General features: G+C 58.3%; 17 protein-coding genes. 7 read left to right on the top strand and 10 right to left on the bottom strand.

Annotated elements, in window-relative coordinates; genetic code table 11:
- Genes V6L79_RS00230 through V6L79_RS00215 form a run of 4 tightly spaced genes read left to right on the top strand, consistent with a single transcriptional unit; the run spans window position 1 to window position 2759 of the window.
- Window positions 1-885, top strand: a complete 885-nt coding sequence (locus V6L79_RS00230; RefSeq protein ID WP_321834727.1) for a type II secretion system F family protein — start codon at window positions 1-3, stop codon at window positions 883-885.
- Between the two features lies 1 nt (window position 886).
- A complete protein-coding gene (locus tag V6L79_RS00225; protein WP_261739878.1) occupies window positions 887-1771 on the top strand; it encodes a type II secretion system F family protein in 885 nt (294 codons plus the stop codon).
- A gap of 14 nt (window positions 1772-1785) precedes the next feature.
- A complete protein-coding gene (locus V6L79_RS00220; protein ID WP_261739877.1) occupies window positions 1786-2475 on the top strand; it encodes a lipopolysaccharide assembly protein LapB in 690 nt (229 codons plus the stop codon).
- Between the two features lie 17 nt (window positions 2476-2492).
- Complete coding sequence (locus tag V6L79_RS00215) at window positions 2493-2759, top strand: DUF3613 domain-containing protein (protein WP_261739876.1); 267 nt, start codon at window positions 2493-2495, stop codon at window positions 2757-2759.
- A 118-nt stretch (window positions 2760-2877) separates the two neighbouring features.
- On the opposite strand, the gene V6L79_RS00210 is transcribed toward V6L79_RS00215, so the two are convergent.
- Entirely contained in the window at window positions 2878-3666 is a 789-nt protein-coding gene (locus V6L79_RS00210) for a response regulator transcription factor (protein WP_321834725.1), read from the bottom strand.
- 117 nt (window positions 3667-3783) lie between these two features.
- Window positions 3784-4257: a prepilin peptidase gene (locus tag V6L79_RS00205; protein ID WP_261739874.1), complete on the bottom strand. Its 474-nt coding sequence runs from the start codon at window positions 4255-4257 to the stop codon at window positions 3784-3786.
- Between the two features lie 71 nt (window positions 4258-4328).
- Between V6L79_RS00205 and V6L79_RS00200 the strand changes: the two genes are divergently transcribed.
- Together V6L79_RS00200 and V6L79_RS00195 are read left to right on the top strand one after the other, a co-directional pair.
- Window positions 4329-4775 carry a TadE/TadG family type IV pilus assembly protein gene (locus tag V6L79_RS00200; protein WP_321837208.1) on the top strand — a complete coding sequence of 149 codons (447 nt, stop codon included), beginning with the start codon at window positions 4329-4331 and terminating at the stop codon, window positions 4773-4775.
- Window positions 4762-7509: a PAS domain S-box protein gene (locus tag V6L79_RS00195; RefSeq protein ID WP_338580291.1), complete on the top strand. Its 2748-nt coding sequence runs from the start codon at window positions 4762-4764 to the stop codon at window positions 7507-7509. Before V6L79_RS00200 ends, V6L79_RS00195 begins: the two co-directional genes overlap by 14 nt.
- A gap of 36 nt (window positions 7510-7545) precedes the next feature.
- On the opposite strand, the gene V6L79_RS00190 is transcribed toward V6L79_RS00195, so the two are convergent.
- The 7 genes from V6L79_RS00190 to V6L79_RS00160 all read right to left on the bottom strand — a co-directional run bounded on the left by V6L79_RS00190 (window position 7546) and on the right by V6L79_RS00160 (window position 14369).
- Window positions 7546-9465, bottom strand: a complete 1920-nt coding sequence (locus V6L79_RS00190; RefSeq protein ID WP_338579652.1) for a pilus assembly protein TadG-related protein — start codon at window positions 9463-9465, stop codon at window positions 7546-7548.
- Window positions 9466-9709: 244 nt separating this feature from the next.
- A complete protein-coding gene (locus V6L79_RS00185) occupies window positions 9710-10297 on the bottom strand; it encodes a DUF4136 domain-containing protein (RefSeq protein WP_261739871.1) in 588 nt (195 codons plus the stop codon).
- A gap of 20 nt (window positions 10298-10317) precedes the next feature.
- Window positions 10318-10932 (bottom strand): DUF4136 domain-containing protein, encoded by a 615-nt coding sequence (locus V6L79_RS00180; protein ID WP_261739870.1) that lies wholly within the window; start codon window positions 10930-10932, stop codon window positions 10318-10320.
- 20 nt (window positions 10933-10952) lie between these two features.
- A complete protein-coding gene (locus V6L79_RS00175; protein ID WP_261739869.1) occupies window positions 10953-11702 on the bottom strand; it encodes a methyltransferase domain-containing protein in 750 nt (249 codons plus the stop codon).
- Window positions 11699-12004: a nucleotide pyrophosphohydrolase gene (locus V6L79_RS00170; RefSeq protein WP_261739868.1), complete on the bottom strand. Its 306-nt coding sequence runs from the start codon at window positions 12002-12004 to the stop codon at window positions 11699-11701. The genes V6L79_RS00175 and V6L79_RS00170 overlap by 4 nt, the downstream gene beginning before the upstream one ends.
- Window positions 12005-12158: 154 nt before the next feature.
- A complete protein-coding gene (locus V6L79_RS00165) occupies window positions 12159-13013 on the bottom strand; it encodes a MaoC/PaaZ C-terminal domain-containing protein (RefSeq protein WP_338579651.1) in 855 nt (284 codons plus the stop codon).
- Between the two features lie 3 nt (window positions 13014-13016).
- Window positions 13017-14369: a 3-oxoacyl-ACP reductase gene (locus tag V6L79_RS00160; protein ID WP_338579650.1), complete on the bottom strand. Its 1353-nt coding sequence runs from the start codon at window positions 14367-14369 to the stop codon at window positions 13017-13019.
- A 122-nt stretch (window positions 14370-14491) separates the two neighbouring features.
- On the opposite strand from V6L79_RS00160, the gene V6L79_RS00155 reads away from it, so the two are divergent.
- Window positions 14492-15766 (top strand): acetyl-CoA C-acetyltransferase, encoded by a 1275-nt coding sequence (locus V6L79_RS00155; RefSeq protein WP_338579649.1) that lies wholly within the window; start codon window positions 14492-14494, stop codon window positions 15764-15766.
- A gap of 138 nt (window positions 15767-15904) precedes the next feature.
- Here V6L79_RS00155 and V6L79_RS00150 read toward each other — a convergent pair whose 3' ends face one another.
- Complete coding sequence (locus tag V6L79_RS00150) at window positions 15905-16957, bottom strand: bile acid:sodium symporter family protein (protein WP_338579648.1); 1053 nt, start codon at window positions 16955-16957, stop codon at window positions 15905-15907.
- Window positions 16958-17013 lie beyond the last annotated feature (56 nt).

Genomic DNA, 17013 nt, shown 5'->3' with positions numbered 1-17013 from the left:
ATGATCCCGGCCTTACTGCTTTTTACCATCAGCTTTTTGATGTTCGCGTTTTCGCTGAGCTTGGTGTACCGCGCTCTGCGTGACCCGACTACCAGCCGGGTGCTGGACCGTCTGGGTGTCGACCAGCCGCAACTGGCGGAAAAGATCCAGGGCGTGGCTTGGCTGGATCGGGCTTTTTTACAGGCCGGTCTGGGCCGCCCTTCCGAACGCCTGGGTTTATGGTTGGGGCTCTGGGCCGCTGCGGTAGTGGTGGGTGGTTTGCTCGGTGGCTGGGTGTTTTTACTCGCGCTGCTGGTGTTGCCGCCGTTGTTGGTGTGGCTATTTGTCAGATGGCGATATCACCGCCGGGTGGGGCGCATGGTGGGACAGCTGCCACAGTTGCTCGATCACTGTGTCCGTAGCCTGAAGGCGGGGCGCACCTTGGTCGATGCGGTACTGCATGCCATAGATTCATCCCGTGATCCGCTCAAAAGCAGTATCAGCCGGGTGTCGCGAAATGTGCAGTTGGGGGCGAGTTTACCCGAGGCGGTGCAGGACTTTGCCGAACTGTATGAGCGCGATGAATTTCGCATGTTTGCCCTTGGCCTGAAGGTTAACCATCGCTACGGCGGTAACGCCAGTGAGTTGCTGGACAACCTGATCGTGCTGATTCGAGAGCGTGAACAAGGGGCCCGCAAGTTGAAGGCCATGACGGGTGAAACCCGCGTGACGGCGCTGGTACTGGGCCTGTTGCCGCTGTTGGTGTGCGGCTTTTTTCTGGGTACCAACCCGACTTACATGGTCAAGATGTGGCAAGACATTAGTGGTCAGCACTTGCTGCTATCGGCCTTGGCCATGCAGGTATTTGGCAGTCTAGCGCTGTGGCGCATGGTGCGGAGCGTATGACATGGCCTATTTGATTTGCGCAGTTTTACTGTTGGGCGCTATGGCGCTGTTGCTAAACAACGTGATCCAGGATCGCCTGCGTCAGCAGCGGGTGATGCAGCGCCTGGAAGGTGACAAGACCGGGCCGGGCAAACTCAGCCTGTGGATGCGGGCGGTGGGCAACAGCAAGTTTGGTCAGCGCTCGGTTTCGCTGGATAACGAGACCCAGATCCTGCTCAACCGCGTGGGTTGGCGCACGGCCAGTCAGCGTTCGTTGTTTGCCGCCTTTCAGGTATGTACGCCGGTGGCCTTTGCCGGGCTGGTGTTTCTGGGGCATGAGTTGTTCTTTCCCAAGGCAGGCAACCTGTTGGCGGTACTGCTGTTGGCTTTGGCATTGGGGTATTTGATCCCCAAGCGGTTGTTGGCCTACGCGGCGAAACAACGGCAGCAGGAAGTGGCGGTGGAGGTTTCAACCTTTATCCCGTTACTGCGCATTCTGTTTGAGTCGGGCATGGCGGTTGAACAGGCGTTACGCGTGCTGAGCCAGGAGGCCAGGCAACTGCTGCCGGTGCTGACTGGCGAGTTGCGGGTAGTGCTGGCCCGAGTGGACTCGGGGCTGGAGTTGAGCCAGGAGCTGAGCAAGACCGCGAGCTTGCTGGAAGTAGATGAGTTCAATGACACCTGCGTGATCCTGCTGCAGTTGATTCAACAGGGTGGCGGCGCGATGAAATCGCTGCAGGCGCTCAAGGAGTTGCTCGACGATCGGCGCATGACACGTATGGAGGAATACATCTCCAAGATGTCCGCCAAGATGTCGGTAGTGATGATGGTGTTTCTGTTCCCCGCGCTAATGATCGTATTGGCCGGGCCGAGTTTTGTCGCGATCTCACGAGCCTTTGCCTCTTGATCAGGAGTATGAGCATGAAACTTGTCATCGTCGTGTGTGGGCTGCTGATGCTGGGTGGCTGTGCGACAGGGGGGCAGAGCAATCCGCCGTGGCTGGCCATGAGCGGTAGCTGCGCCAAATTGAGTAGCGAGCAGGAACTGTCGCTGAACCTGGCGGATGACATGGCCAAGGAGGGCAAGCTGCACGCCAGCCTGGCCAATCTGCAAAACCTGCCGGAGCGTTCCGCGCAGGTACAACTACGCAAGGCGCGGATCTATCGCCAGTTGGGCCGAAGTGAAGCTGAACCCTTGTACCGGGGGTTGTTGGGGGGGTGTCTGGCCGCTGAAGGGGAACATGGGCTAGGCCAGTTGGCAGCGGGGCGCGGCGATAACGCACTGGCAACCACCTATCTTGAGCGTGCGTCGCGACTGGCGCCGACCGATGCCAAGATTCGCAATGACATGGGGGTGGTGTACCTCAATCAACGCCGGGTTGATGAGGCCCGGTTTGAGTTTTTGACTGCTCTGGAGCTCAAGCAGGACGACTCGCTGGCGGCGCTGAATCTGGTGACCTTGCTGATTTACCAGGATCAGTGGAAACAGGCTGCCGAACTGGTGACCCGTGCCGGATTGACACCCGAGCAGGTGAGTGATGCTCAGTCCCGGGCACAGGAATTGAAGACCCAAGCCAAGACAGCCAGCAACCAGGTGGCTGCAATCAAATAATCTGTTGGAGGTTTGCCATGACTTTTTCTATTCGTGTGGGGGTGCTGTTGGCCCTGCTGCCGCTAGGCGCGCTGGCCATCGAGCCTGGCCCTGCGGCCAAAAACCAGCAGCAAACCGAAAACTGGTTGCAGCTTCAGATAAGTGGTCAGGCCCAATCGCCGATACGCCAGGTTGCCACCCCGGCAGAGCGAGAGCTAAGCCTGCAACGCTGGTTGGACAGCTACAAGCATCCAATTCCCGAGTATTACAAACAGGATGAAGGGGGTACAGCCAAGCAGAATTGAGTGTGCACTTTGTGGGGGGGCGGCTGTTTTAGTGATTTAGTCCGGCTCCCACAGTTGTTGTGCAACAACACATTCTGTGGGAGCTGGCTTGCGAGCTATTCAGGCCGCTAGTCAGCGATTAATACGCAGTCTGTCGGTGGTGATTGGAAGGGGCATTAGGGGACAGGGCAAGAGCCAGTTGGGTGCGATTGTTCATGTGGGTCAGGCGCAGTACTTGAGACACGTAGAGCTTGACCGTGTTTTCAGTAATGCCCAGATCGCAGGCGATCTGGTAGTTGGTCTGGCCTTTGCTGACCAGCTTGGCGACGTCCAGTTGGCGCGGCGATAGTTGTTTGAAAATCGTCGGGATCTGTTGCCAGGTGCCCTCATTTGAGTCTTGTGGACTTGAGGGTTGATAGTCGGATTGCGGAGGGCGTCTAGCAGACTCCATGTCTTGATACAGGTCGTCAATCGACTCTGCCAGGTTCTGCAGTTTTTGGTTCAGGTGGCCCAGCTGATCGCTCTTGTGGCGTTCGCGCAAGCTGGCTTCCTGACGCTGGAGGCCCTCAAGCAGCTCATTCAGATCGACCGGCTTTTGATAGTAGTCGGCAATGCCGATACGCAAGGCTTTGATCACATCCTGTTTGTCTGCTCGACCGGTCAGCAAAATGCTTTCAAACGCGCGGTGTTTACCGGCGAGTTTTTGCAAGTGCTGGGTCAGTTCGATGCCATTCATTTCTGGCATGTGCAGGTCGCACAGCACCAGACCTATCAGTGGGTCGGCAACGAAGGCACTGATGGCTTCACTGCTTGAGTTGCAAGGCACGCAACGGTAACCGCTGCTTTCCAGAAACTCGCACAGCTCTTCGACAATCAACGGCTGATCGTCTACCACGAGTATTTTTATTAGAGTTTGGGACTTGTTCACACGCTTCTCCTTCCTGGTAAACCAATCAGGGACTTCTTTGTCCACTCATTTGAGGCGACTGATTTAAACGTAGACCTACTTTACGACTATGTACAAGGCGTTAACCCCGCAAATCAATTAGTTAAGAAGCACCATTGTCAGGGTAAATCCCCCTAACAGGAAGGGCGCAAAGGGATGCTTTTTTGACGCAAGGCCTTTCATGTCAAATGAATGGATCTTAACTCGTTGATTCACTAAAGGCAGGGCTTTTGACGCGAGCAACCACAACACACCGGCACACAGACCGGCACCGATAATGGTGCCCAGAACTGTCGGACGATCGGTTGCCAGCGCGAGTGCAATGAGTAGTTTTACATCACCGGCACCCAGCTTGTTCAGTGCATAACCGGGCAGTGTCAGCAACAGGACAATCAGCAACGCCCAGCCTCCTTCGGCTGCGCTTGCCCCGAGCCAGGTATGGCCTGTCCAGAGTAAATACAGCAACGCCAGAGCCGCCGCCCCAAAGGTCAGGATATTGGCAATCTGGCGTTGGATAAGGTCTTGAACGGAGCAAGCAGCGAGCCACAGAAATACAACACATAACGGAATCACGTAAATGGCCTCCCTTTTTTACCAGTGATTCTATGATGATATTAGTTTTGATTGTCAGGGTAGATGCAGTCATGAAAACAAGACTTCCCAAAAAGCAGAAAGGCGCCGCTGCGATCGAGTTCGCCCTGGTGTTTGTGATTTTTTTTACGGTGCTTTATGGCGTGCTCAGCTACAGCTTGCCGCTGTTACTGATGCAGTCATTCAACAATGCGACCGCCGAAGCGGTGCGTCGCAGCATGGCGGTTGATCCGGCGGCAGCGAACTATGGGAGTGTGGTGGAGACGTTGGCCAAAAGCGTTCTGAGCGAGAAGCTGACCTGGGTGCCTGCCGCGTTGAAAGACAGTCTGGCCCCGGCCGCTTCTTACAACGACGCCACCAAGATACTGACAGCCAGCGTTAGTCTGCCGGCCGAGGCCCTGAACTCCATCATGCCTGTGCTCAAACTGGGGAGCATCACCGTGCCTGACCTGCCAGCCAATCTGATGGCCCAATCGAGTGTCAAACTTGTCAACCCGTGAAGGGCTGTTCGGGCGGTTGTTGGGGCGGACCAACGAGCGCTTGCCTGAATCCAGCGGGCCGCAATCACGTACCGATACGGGCATCCAGTTGCTGCTCGATCAGCAGGGCTACGTCATTGAGATTCGTGGCCTGCAGCGTTACGGCCTGGCGCGGGCTACCGGCGACGGCGCACCGCGTTTGTTGCTCAGCTATCTGGTGCCGGGCAGTACGCAGGCACTTGAAGGCGTACCGGCAGACTGGGTGGGGCACAGCCTCGACCTGGACTTTCAATGCGCCGGGCTGCGGGTGGTGCATACCCGGGGCTGGATTCAGCCTCAGGCCGAGGGCTGGCTTTTACAGTTGCTGGATATCAGCGACTTACGACTCGGCAGCCAGCAGGCCCGCAGCCGTGAGCGCTGTACACAATTGATTCTCGGTTTGAGCGCACAATTGCGCCAGTGCAGTGTGGTGCGTTTGCCTGAAGTGATGCACGAGGCGCTACGCAGCGTGGCCCAGCATGGGCGTGTGCCCTGCATGGCATTGGCTCTGCGTGATGATGCGCAGTCTGCCTGGCACATGCACAGCACTTATCACGCCTTTGATGCACCGCAACTGTGGATGCCAGAGCAAAGCCTGGGCAGCCTGTTCGACCCGCTCAGTGGGGCCTCGACCATGCGTGTTGAGCGCGACGGCAACCCGAGGCTCAACGACCTGTTTGGTAATGCCGACGGCGTGCTGGTGCCCTACAGCGATCAGCAAGGCCTGTGTGCCTGGCTGATGCTGGGTTTTTACCCGGCCTCCTTGCATGGCCCGCAGATGAGCGAAAGTGACTGGCTGCAGGTGTGTGCCACGTTGGCTGCGCCGCTGCTGGATCGCTTGCGTGAGCAGCAGCACCTGCAACAGCGCGAGCGCATGGACGCCCTGCAAGGACTATTGGGCACGGGCTGGTGGGAGTGGTCGACAACCAGCGAGCTGTTGCAACTGGCTCCGCAGTTGGCCGCAAGCCTGGCGTCTACAGCCGAACAGCAGGTGTTGACCCGCGAGGCATGGTTGGCGCTGTTTCATCCTGCTGATCGGGATGAACTCAGTGGCCGCTTTAATGAACTGCTGGAACATGGCAAGGATCTGCTGTTGTTCGCGCGGGTGCATCAAACGCAAAGCGCGCAACCCACCCAGTGGTATCGGATACAGGGCCAGGTGCTGGGGAGCGGCACGAGACGGCGCATCGTGGGTTTTATGCTGGATGTCAGCGACATCAAAAACCAGCAGCAGCAAGTCGCTGCCGCCCATGCTCGGCTGGACAACCTGATAGCCAGTTCGCCTGCGGTGATTTACGTCCAGCGTTATGTCGAAGGCGCGCTGTTGCCTGCATTTTTCAGCGATAGCCTCAAGCCCCTGCTGGGCTGGACGTTACAAGAATGCACGGGTGCCACGTTGATCGAGTGGGTCCACCCCGATGATCGCGAGCACTATTTTGAGCGTACGCGCCAGTTGCTGCGCGAAGGCAGCACCCGTAGTCGGTATCGGCTGCGCGATCGGCGCGGCGATTATCACTGGCTGCTGGACGAGGCCAAGCTCTTGCGCGACGACCTGGGCTTGCCCGTTGAAGTAGTCGGCTTGTGGCTGGATATCACCGAGGCCACCGAAGCCGCCGAGCGGGTCAAAAACAGTGAAGAACGCTATCGGATTCTGGTCGAAGATTCGCCGGCCATGATCTGCCGTTACCTGCCTGACCTGACCCTGACCTTCGGCAATCAGCCGCTGGCCAGCTACCTGGAATGCACGACCGAGCAACTGCCGGGGATCAACCTGAGCAGTTGGCTATCGTGCGAACAGCGCGAGGCTTTTGTGCAGCGTATTGGTGGTTTGACTCCAGAGTCTCCCGTCAGCTCAGCTGAAATCAGCCTGCAACTGCCGGGTCGCGAATACGCCTGGTGGGTATGGTCGGACCGGGGCATCTTTGACGCCCAAGGCAACTTGCTGGAAGTGCAAGCCGTGGGCCGCGACAACACCGAGGTGCGCCGCTCGCAACAGCAACTGACCCACAGCGCAAAAATGGCCACCCTTGGCGAAATGGCCACGGGCCTGGCGCACGAAATCAACCAGCCGTTGAACGTGATCCGCATGGCCGTAGTTAACGTGCTCAAGCGTCTGAGCAGCGGTGATATACCCCTCGTTTACCTGCACGAAAAACTTACCCGTATCGATGGGCAGATCCAGCGTGCAGCACGTGTGGTAGACCACTTGCGCGTGTTTGGCCGCCGTTCCGAAATCGAACAGCAAGTGTTCAACCCGACACAGGCGATGGAAGGTTCCGTGGCCTTGCTCGGCGAAGGCTTGCGCGGCAAAGGCGTGGAACTGCGCAGCGAAGGCCAGGTGTGTGCCGTGCTGGTGCGTGGCCATATTGATCAGCTTGAGCAGGTGTTGATCAACCTGATGGTCAATGCCCGTGATGCGCTGATGAGCAAGCGCGAAACTGACCGCGACTTTGAGCCCTGGATTGTCCTTAGCGTCGAGTCCGATGCCCGGAGCGTGCGCCTGCAGGTAGATGACAACGCAGGTGGTATCGACCCGCGCCTGCTGGAGCGGATCTTTGAACCGTTCTTCACCACCAAGCCCATCGGGTTGGGCACAGGCCTGGGGTTGTCTGTGAGCTACGGCATTATCGACAACATGGGCGGGCGTCTAAGCGTCAGCAACACCGGGCACGGAGCCCGGTTCTGCGTGGAATTGCCGGTGGTCGAAGCGAGCTGACCTGTAGCCGCTGACGAGGTACAGGCGCGTTGTTGGTTAAAGCACCAGTTGGGCACGACCGCCTTGGTTGCAAGTGAGGTTGGCATCGACTTCTGTGGCCATAAGGTTGATGCCCAGCAGCGAGAGCACATTGTTGAGGATAGGGTCGAGCAAAGGGCTCAAAACCCCTGTAATTAACCCTGAAGCAATATTAACTACCGCTAGAAGCGTCGTATTGACAGCGGTTGTTATTCCCGTCGCAAGAGCGCTCAGGATGCCCGTGCCATCCACGGGCGCATACAGCTGAATAGGTACATGGCTTAGCGTGCTTTTAAGGCTGGCAACCACATTGGTGGTTGGGCTGGCATTTTTTGCCATGGGCGGGAGTTTCAGGTTGGGCGGAACGGTGTTCGTGGCCGCTGAATAAACCAATGTGCTGGGTGTTTTGGCAATTGGTAGCTCTGCCATGAGCGCAATGCCACCGCCGCCATAATCTTTTGTGATGCAGAGGAGGCAGGCTTTGCTTGTAATGTTGACGATGGGGAAAGGGGTGACAGTCACTGGGGCTGAAGAGGAAAAAACTTTGCTGGCATCAATCTGTCCGATGTTCAAATTCGCTAATGCAGTATTTGCCTGAACCGTCAGGCTTTTACTGCCGGAGCTTCCGGAGGGACAGGTAAACCCGGTCACCAGGGCATCCGCTCCTCCGGCATCCAGATTGATACTGAGAACTAATGGGGAAGGCAGTATCTTATAGCTGTATGTAGTGCCGAGGCCGAGAAGCCCCTGAAGAAGCCCAGTCAGGCCCGAAAGAAGATCTGAAACTGTATTTACAAGTGTACTTACCGCGCTGAGAATCGGCAGCTCAATGGTGATTAACGATCTTATTTGGGCCGTGCGCACATATATTCTGTCGGTGGCCGGGTTGCCGATGGCAGAGAATTGTGGGGGCTCAATAACTTTGATCGTGGTCGTAACTTTGGCGAGTCCCAAGACGTTAACAGGAAGGCTGGCAGAAACGGCGTTGTTCTTGTTGGCGATTTGAATGGCGGCTTGTATCACTGAAAATAAATTAAGGTTCGCATCCATGCCTGCCGTTGAGGTGCCTGTTTGCAGTTGTAATAAATCGCCAATTCTGACGGGAGTGTCCTTGATGGCAGCCACTTGCAAGTTGGCAAGCGCGGTTTGAACATCCAGCGTTGCACCGTTGAGTGCAGCAGCGGTTGCAGCAGCTTTTATAAGCTGAGTCACAGTGGCATTGGTATTAAGCAGTTTGGTGTAGTCCCCTGCAGTGACATCCAAGTTGATTGCCAATTGATTCAGGTATTGCAGCAAGTTGATGTCGGCTTTTACCAGACCGTCCCAGCCAACGGCCGAGATGGCAACATTACCGCCTAACAGGCCTGTGAACAGATTGTTGAGCAGCGGAGACTGCGCCGTGTCGACCGAGGCCAGAGTTGTTCGAATACTGATTTGCGCCAACGTAGGACCTGGCGAAGCTCCTACAGCACTTGCTGTCAATTTCGTATCAAGATTAAACCCGTCCTTCGAGAATATGCTCCACAACCCCCCTGCCACGCTGGTGGGAACGGTGGTGGTTGCAATAACCCGGATAGCGTCGGATTTGTTCGCGTCTAGGATGAAGACGCGCACCTGATCGCTGCCGGTCTTCAGGGTGCCGCAGGTAGGGGTTACCGTTTGCACGCTGTCGGGTTTAAAGCCATTGAGGTTGGCGCTCTGCTCGACGTAGAGCTTGGCGCTACCGTCAATACAATTGCCCCCCCGACTCACCACTTCCAACGCAGCCATATCCGCCACCCGTTGCAACTTGCGTTGCTCCAGGTACAAACGCCCGCTGTCGATTACCAACAGCATAAACAGCAGCACCATGCCAAGGGTGACGGCGGCCATCAAGCCGATTGCGCCACGCTGTTGCTGTGGACCAGTGAAACCCATACCGCGTAGTTGGGGAGACATCGAGCACTCCTGATGCTGGTATATGAACCAGCGCTAACTCTTCAAAGTTTCAGCGAGTGTAGCCAATAAGTGATCAGTGCGCTGGCCAGTTGCCAGTTTTATAGGCGCGATGTGAGCGATTAATCAAAAGCCAACGATAAATGACTTAAAATTTAGTGTGGGAGCTAACGTGTTCGCGAAAGTATTAATGCCAACTTACTTATATACATCGCGAACACGTTAGTGTTGTGTAAAACAGTCAGGCTTACTTGGGTGGGTAAGTACTCAGGATTTTAGTTACCGCGTCGCGGATCGCGGCGTCGCGTTCCGCTGGGGTCGGGCTGTTGTCGACGACTTTTTCGGCACTGCCGCGCCACACCAGTTTGCCGTCTTTGGCATCGATCAGGTCAATTTGCAGCGTGCCCACCTGATAGACCACATTGCGGGTTTCGTTGTACATCGGTGCGCCCCAGTTACCTTCCCACGGGCCACCCCAGTAACCACCCCAAGGTCCACCCCATGCACCGCCGTAGCCGTAATGGGTCACCACTTGTTCCTGGCGGTTGGCGACGATCAGCCAGGCCTGCACCAGAAGGTCCGGTTTGTTGCCCGCAGCCACCGGGCGCAGACCACGCTGGTCAAGTTGAGCGCTCACGGCCTGAATGATTCGTTGCTCGGTCAGGTCGCTTCTGAGCATCGGGCTATTGGGCTGATATTGCACGGCCGGCTCTTTCCAGGCCCAGGACTGGAATTTGGCGAAATCGACCGCAGGGTTGTAGTCGTGGCTGACCTGCAGGGTCTCGCAGGCGCTGAGCAGCAGGGCCAGGCCCAGTAATGCAATGCGACGTAGCATGATGCTTTCTCCGCTTCAACTTAATGGGGAGGATATGCCTGCACTGCCTTGTTCAGTGATTCGCGCAGGGCGTCACCGCGTTCGCTCAGGCTGCCTTTACTGCTGGTTTCTGCACTGGAACTCCATACGGGTTGGCCAGTTTTGCCGTCGTACAGGTTGAGCCGCACCACCATGACTTCTACCTCGTAGGTGCGTACTACGGGTACAGAGTTGTACATCCCGTACTGGTTGCCGTAACGGCCGTAACTGTTCCCATATCCGGTTCCATAACCATAGTCGTCCTGCACCTGACGCAGACGTTTTTCAGTGTGCAAATCAGCGCTGACCCACAGGTCCGCCGCCCGGCCGGGTTGTGCCGGGCGCAAGCCGCGCTGGTCCAGCGCATTGTTCACGGCTTCGGCGATTTGCGCCGAATCGGCCCATGCCGTGCCAACCGGCAAGCGGCCATTGAGCCAGGCCCAGCTCTGGTAGCGCCCGTAATCCCGCGGTGCCGCGGGGTAGGCACTCAGGTCCAGAGTATTGGCCGCTTGCGCCGGGGCTGGCGGCATAGGCATGGCACTTGCGGTGTATGGGTTAGGGCTTTGGCAAGCGCCCAGTCCCAGGCTTAAAACGATTAAGGCAGCGCGGCGATACATGATGTTCTCCCCAAGGCGATTCAAACCGGACGGCAAACCCAATGCAGATAACGTCCCAGCCCGGCAAAGGCAGGATGGCGACGGTGGGCCAGCTCCATTTCAACCAACGCATCAAGCTCTGCGCGAGCCTGAAACTCCACAGGCATGTAGTCGTGAAACACTCGTACGCCGCTTTGGGTTTCGACCTGCCACATGCCTTCGAGTGCCGTGGCCAGTTCCCGTGGATCGAGTGGCTGTTGCGGGGTAAGGCTCTGTTTTTCGCCAGCCATGTCGTTCTTGCGCATTTTGCGGAAGTGGCCTTTGAGCAGATTGCGATAGATCAACGCGTCGCGGTTGTAAAACGCCAGTGACAGCCAGCCGTCCTTGGCCGTCAGTTGGTGCAGAACAGGCAGGATCGCGTGGGGTTCGGCCAGCCATTCCAGTACGGCGTGACACAACACCAGATCGTAGGGTTCGGTCAGCTGCCCCAGCAGTTCTTGCCACGGAGCCTGAATAAACGTACCGGTCTGGCCTGCCTCGGCAAAGCGCTGTCGAGCGCCTTCAAGCATGGGGGCGGCCGGCTCGGCGAGGGTTACATCGTGACCTTGTTGGGCCAGCCACAAAGACATATGGCCCAGCCCGGCGCCGATATCCAGCACCCGCAGCGGGCGCTTGGGCAGTGTTTGTTCGAGGTCGGCTTGAAGCACGGCCAAACGAATGGCTCCCTTGGCGCCGCCGTAGATTTTCTCGGCGAAGCGGGTGGCCAGTTGATCGAAGTGACGGTCACTCATTTGCTGAAACGCCTTTCGTTGTCGGCCAATTTGTTGCGCACCACTTCATTCATGTCCAGGCCCAACTCGGCGCACAGCAATACCAGGTACAGCACGATATCGCCCACTTCCTGGCCGGCGTGGGCGAGCTTGTCGGCGGGGAGCTGACGGGATTGGTCTTCACTCAGCCACTGGAAAATTTCCACCAGTTCGGCCATTTCGACACTGGCGGCCATGGCCAGGTTTTTCGGGCTGTGAAATTGCTTCCAGTCGTTGTTATCGCGGATGCGGTGCATGCGTTGCGTGAGTTCGTCGAGGTTCATCGAGGGTGTGCTCTCCAGAAGGCGCAAAGCTTGCGGCGGAACGAGCATTGGCGCAAGTGAAAGGCACTACTCCCCCTGTGGGAGCGAGCCTGCTCGCGAAGGTCGGCGAACCCTTCGCGAGCAGGCTTGCTGCCACAGCGGAATTAGCGATGAATCAACTGATCGGTCGCCAGTTACCGATCAAATGCACCAGGTCGTCATGCCCGTTGAGCTGGAAGTCACCACTGGAGCCCGCTTCGCTACAGAGCAGGATCACCTCGGCAGGCAAGCGGACCGGTTTTTTGAACGCGACGAAAATTTCCACATTGGCGGCTGGCAGGTGTGAGTTCAGAGCCGCCAGGGCGCGAGCCTCTATCCACAGGCCGTGGGCGATGGCGCTGGGCAGGCCAAACAGTTTGGCGCTGGCGGCGCTGAGGTGGATGGGGTTGTAGTCGCCCGACACTTTGGCGTACCGGCGCCCAATGTCGGCGGGCGCGTACCAGCGGGTCAGCTCGCCCAGGGAGACTGGCGCAGGCACTACGGGCTGCGGCACTTCGCCCGTCAGCTCAACACCTTTGCACAGCAGCGTGCTTTCGGCCTCCCATAATGGTCCCAGCTGGTCGTCGACCTGAGTCACCACATCGAAGGTTGCGCCCTTGGGATGCTTTTGCAGGTTGTGCACAGATACCCCGATGCGTAGCTGCGTCACGTTGCCCATGGGGCGCAGTAGCCGAATCCGATTTGTCAGATGAATCAGCCCAAGCAGTGGGAAGGGGAAGTCCTTACTGGTCAGTAATTGCATTTGCAGCCCGAAGGCCAGGACATGGGGGTAGGTAGGAGGAAGTAATGGGCTTGGCCCCAACGCGCACACATCGCGAAAGGCTGCCAATGGCTTGGCTTCAACCTCGACCCAACAGCGCACCCCCTGTTCTGGCAAGGTGCTGCCGGTGATCTTGCGCCGGGCTGCGGCGCGAGTGTACAGCGTGGGCAAGTGCGGCGGGCTGCTGAGGTCGAGCCACTTCACAGTCATGGTTCATGCTCCCAAAATGCTTTGCCCGCACACCCGCAGCGCCTGGCCACTGACTGCGCCCGTACCCGGCTGGCCGAGCCAGGCCACCGCTTCGGCGACGTCCTGCGGCTGGCCACCCTGGCCCAGCGAGCTCATGCGTCGACCCGCTTCGCGCAAGGCAAAGGGAATATGCGCGGTCATTTGGGTTTCGATAAACCCTGGGGCCACGGCGTTGATGCTGATCCCACGCTCGCCCAGGAGTGGTGCCCAGGCTTGGGCCAGACCGATCAGCCCGGCCTTGCTGGCGGCGTAGTTGGTCTGGCCGCGGTTACCGGCACTACCGCTGATGGACGCGAGCAGAATCACCCGGCCGTTAGCACGCAGGGTGCCACTGTCGAGCAGGGCTTTGGTCAGCACTTGCGGGGCGTTGAGGTTGACAGCGAGCACCGCATCCCAGAACTCGGGGGTCATGTTGGCCAAGGTTTTGTCGCGGGTAATACCCGCGTTGTGCACCACGATATCGACGCCGTCTGCTAGGTGCTCGATCAGTTGTGCAGGGGCGTCGGTGGCACAGATGTCCAGCGCGATACTGCGCCCGCCCAAGCGTGCGGCCAAGGCATCAAGGTCGTTTTTGGCTGACGGCACGTCCAGCAGGATAAGTTCGGCGCCATCCCGGGCCAGGGTTTCGGCAATCGAGGCACCAATCCCGCGGGCGGCGCCGGTAACCAATGCCTTGCGCCCGACCAGAGGGCGCGTCCAGTCCTGCACCTGAGCGGCGCAGGCGTTCAGACGCAGTACCTGGCCACTGATAAATGCACTTTTGGGCGAGAGGAAAAACCGCAGTGCGCCTTCAAGCTGGTCTTCGGCCCCTTCACCGACATACAGCAGTTGCAGGGTGCTGGCGTTGCGCAGCTCTTTGGCCAGCGAACGGCTGAAGCCTTCAAGCGCACGTTGGGCGCTGGCAGCGAATGGGTCACTTAGTGTTTCAGGCGCTCGGCCCAATATCACCATGTGCGTGCAGTCCTGCAGACTGCGCAGCAGTGGCTGGAAAAATTCGCGCAGTTGCTTGAGCTGATCGGTGTGCAGCAGCTCGCTGGCGTCGAACACCACGGCTTTGAGCTTTGGCCCCTGGCCAGGAATCCACGGCGTGGCGAGCAACGGTTCGGGACCATAGCTGAACACCGCATCGGTGAGCTTGTTAGCGAAGCGGTTAACCTTTTCGGCCAATGCGCCGCCGCCAATCAGCAGAGGCCCTTCGATGGGGCGCAGGCGCCCGGCTTGCCAGCGTTCCAGTCGTCCCGGTGACGGCAGCCCCAAAGCACCGACCAGACGCTGGCCGAGGGCTGAGTTGACGAAGTCGATATAACGGTCTGACATGGAACACTCTCCGACAGTTGGGGTTCAAAGGGTTGACCACAAACATGCCGTGGTCGTTCGTTATCAGCGATAAGGCCTACGCTTGTAACGATTAATGGATTTAAGAGAATAGGGTGAATCTTATGAGTCTGCGTCGTGTAGCAATTATTGGTGGTAACCGAATCCCGTTTGCCCGTGCCAACGGACCTTATGCGACCGCCAGTAATCAAGACATGCTGACGGCGGCGCTGGAGGGTTTGATCGAGCGTTACCACCTGCACGGGCTGCGCATGGGCGAGGTGGTAGCCGGGGCGGTGCTTAAGGACTCTCGGGACTTCAGCATGACCCGTGAGTGTGTACTGGGTTCGCGGTTGTCGCCGCAAACACCGGCCTATGACCTGCAGCAAGCGTGCGGCACCGGTCTTGAAGCCGCGTTGCTGGTGGCCAACAAGATTGCTCTGGGGCAGATCGAGTGCGGCATTGCAGGGGGAGTGGACTCCGCCTCCGATGTGCCGATTGGTCTCAATGACGGGCTGCGTAAATGGCTGTTGCAGTTCAATCGCATCAAAACGCCTGTGGATAAGCTCAAAACCCTGCTGCAATTGCGTCCTGGCTTCTTGAAACCCGAGTTTCCCCGTAATGGCGAGCCGCGTACCGGGCTGTCGATGGGCCAGCACTGCGAGTTGATGGCACAGGCCTGGAACATCCCTCGGGTCGAGCAGGACGAACTGGCCCTGCACAGTCATCAGGCGCTGACGGCGGCTTATCACGCGGGCTGGGAAGATGATTTGCTTACGCCTTTTCTGGGCTTGAGTCGCGATAACAACCTGCGGGCCGATCTGACCCTGGAGAAGCTGGCGGCGCTTAAACCGGTGTTCGAGCGCAGTGCCAAGGGCACGCTAACGGCGGGTAACTCCACGCCGCTGACCGATGGCGCGTCGACGGTATTGCTGGGCAGTGAGGAATGGGCCAAGGAGCGGGGGGTGCCGGTTTTGGCGTACCTGCGTGATGGCGAAACAGCCGCTGTGGATTTTGTGCATGGGGCCGAAGGTTTGCTGATGGCCCCGGTGTATGCCGTCCCACGGCTGCTGGCGCGTAATGGCCTGACCTTGCAGGACTTTGACTACTACGAGATTCACGAGGCATTTGCCGCGCAGGTGTTGTGCACCTTGAAGGCCTGGGAAGATGCAGCCTACTGCAAAAGCCGTCTGGGTCTTGATGCACCTCTGGGCTCGATTGATCGCAGTAAACTTAACGTCAAAGGCAGCTCACTGGCGGTGGGGCACCCGTTTGCGGCGACGGGCGGACGCATCGTGACCAATATGTCCAAACTGCTGGCCACTGCCGGGCAGGGCCGAGGTCTGATCTCGATCTGCGCGGCGGGTGGGCAGGGCGTGACGGTGATAATTGAGCGGTAGGAGAGCTGCCCCCCCTGACTTCCTGAGCCCTTGTAGCCGCTGAGGAGCGAAGCGAGGCTGAGTTCGGCGACGAAGTCGTCGTTAAAGTCAGGTTGTGCGGTGTGTCAGGTGCTCCCGGTTCTCAGGATTTACGTTCGCTTAGCGCCCGATCGCAGCCTCGCTTCGCTCCTCAGCGGCTACAGGAGTTGTGCGTGCGCGAACCTCCAGGCGGCTGCGAGTGGCGTAGCTTTCAGCCATCACCGAACACACGATCAGCTGTAACGGGTGGTAGATCATGATCGGCAGCAGAATCAGGCCCAGCCCAGGGTTGGCGCCGAAGATCAGGGCGGCCATTGGCGCACCGGCAGCCAGGGACTTTTTGCTGGCGCAGAACACCGCGGCGATTTCGTCGCTGGTGCTGAACTTCAAGGCGCGAGCAGTACGGGTGGTCATCCACAGGATGACGGCGAGCAGCACCGCACTGCCGATCAGTGCGCTGAAAATCACCGAAGTGCCTTGTTGTTGCCACATCCCCGAGACCATCGAGTTGCAGAACGCGGCGTAAACCAGCAGCAGAATCACCACCTTGTCGCAGATGTTGGTGTAGCGCTTGTGGCGGGCGAAAAAGCGCCCGAACAGCGGGCGTACCAGTTGGCCCAGCACCAGAGGCAGCAGCAGCATGGCGCACAGATCGAGCAGGGTTGAACCCAGGTCGATGCCGCCCGCGCCGCTCCCCATCACAAAGCTGACCAGCAAGGGCGTGATGAAGATCCCCAGCACACTGGACAGGCTGGCGTTGAGAATCGCCGCCGGGACGTTGCCGCCTGCGCTGCCGGTGAGTGCCACCGAGGAGGAGATGGTCGAAGGCAGGGCGCACAGGTAGAAGAAGCCCAGCATCAATAGCGGCGGGATATGCGCACCCAACAGCTTGTTGGCGATCACCCAGATCAGCGGGAAGACGATAAAGGTGAAGCCCTGCACCATAAAATGCAGGCGGATGTTTTTCAGACCGTGGCTGATTTGCTCGCTGGACAGGTTGACCCCATGCAGGAAAAACACCAAAAACACGCCAATATTGATGACCCACTCGGCGTGCATCCCACCGCCGGTGCTGCCGAAATGTGGAAACACATAAGCCAGGAATGTCGCCAACAACATGCCGCACAGAAACCAGTCGGTGAACATTCGTTTGAGGTGTTTGAGCACAGGCATCGTTGCCACCGGAATATTGTAAGAATTGATGACTTAGCCTAACGTCGCAGGTATCA

The organism is Pseudomonas sp. ML2-2023-6 (assembly GCF_037055265.1).
Classification (GTDB): domain Bacteria; phylum Pseudomonadota; class Gammaproteobacteria; order Pseudomonadales; family Pseudomonadaceae; genus Aquipseudomonas; species Aquipseudomonas kulmbachensis.
This window is presented reverse-complemented; position numbering and strand designations above follow the sequence as displayed.

Bases quoted from the DNA above. Each gene is read 5' to 3' on its own strand.
- V6L79_RS00230 (WP_321834727.1), top strand. From the start codon at position 1: ATGATCCCGGCCTTACTGCTTTTTACCATCAGCTTTTTGATGTTCGCG.
- V6L79_RS00150 (WP_338579648.1), bottom strand. From the start codon at position 16,957: ATGCCTGTGCTCAAACACCTCAAACGAATGTTCACCGACTGGTTTCTG.
- V6L79_RS00185 (WP_261739871.1), bottom strand. From the start codon at position 10,297: ATGCTACGTCGCATTGCATTACTGGGCCTGGCCCTGCTGCTCAGCGCC.
- V6L79_RS00220 (WP_261739877.1), top strand. From the start codon at position 1,786: ATGAAACTTGTCATCGTCGTGTGTGGGCTGCTGATGCTGGGTGGCTGT.
- V6L79_RS00200 (WP_321837208.1), top strand. From the start codon at position 4,329: ATGAAAACAAGACTTCCCAAAAAGCAGAAAGGCGCCGCTGCGATCGAG.
- V6L79_RS00155 (WP_338579649.1), top strand. From the start codon at position 14,492: ATGAGTCTGCGTCGTGTAGCAATTATTGGTGGTAACCGAATCCCGTTT.
- V6L79_RS00165 (WP_338579651.1), bottom strand. From the start codon at position 13,013: ATGACTGTGAAGTGGCTCGACCTCAGCAGCCCGCCGCACTTGCCCACG.
- V6L79_RS00215 (WP_261739876.1), top strand. From the start codon at position 2,493: ATGACTTTTTCTATTCGTGTGGGGGTGCTGTTGGCCCTGCTGCCGCTA.
- V6L79_RS00160 (WP_338579650.1), bottom strand. From the start codon at position 14,369: ATGTCAGACCGTTATATCGACTTCGTCAACTCAGCCCTCGGCCAGCGT.
- V6L79_RS00225 (WP_261739878.1), top strand. From the start codon at position 887: ATGGCCTATTTGATTTGCGCAGTTTTACTGTTGGGCGCTATGGCGCTG.
- V6L79_RS00170 (WP_261739868.1), bottom strand. From the start codon at position 12,004: ATGAACCTCGACGAACTCACGCAACGCATGCACCGCATCCGCGATAAC.
- V6L79_RS00190 (WP_338579652.1), bottom strand. From the start codon at position 9,465: ATGTCTCCCCAACTACGCGGTATGGGTTTCACTGGTCCACAGCAACAG.
- V6L79_RS00180 (WP_261739870.1), bottom strand. From the start codon at position 10,932: ATGTATCGCCGCGCTGCCTTAATCGTTTTAAGCCTGGGACTGGGCGCT.
- V6L79_RS00175 (WP_261739869.1), bottom strand. From the start codon at position 11,702: ATGAGTGACCGTCACTTCGATCAACTGGCCACCCGCTTCGCCGAGAAA.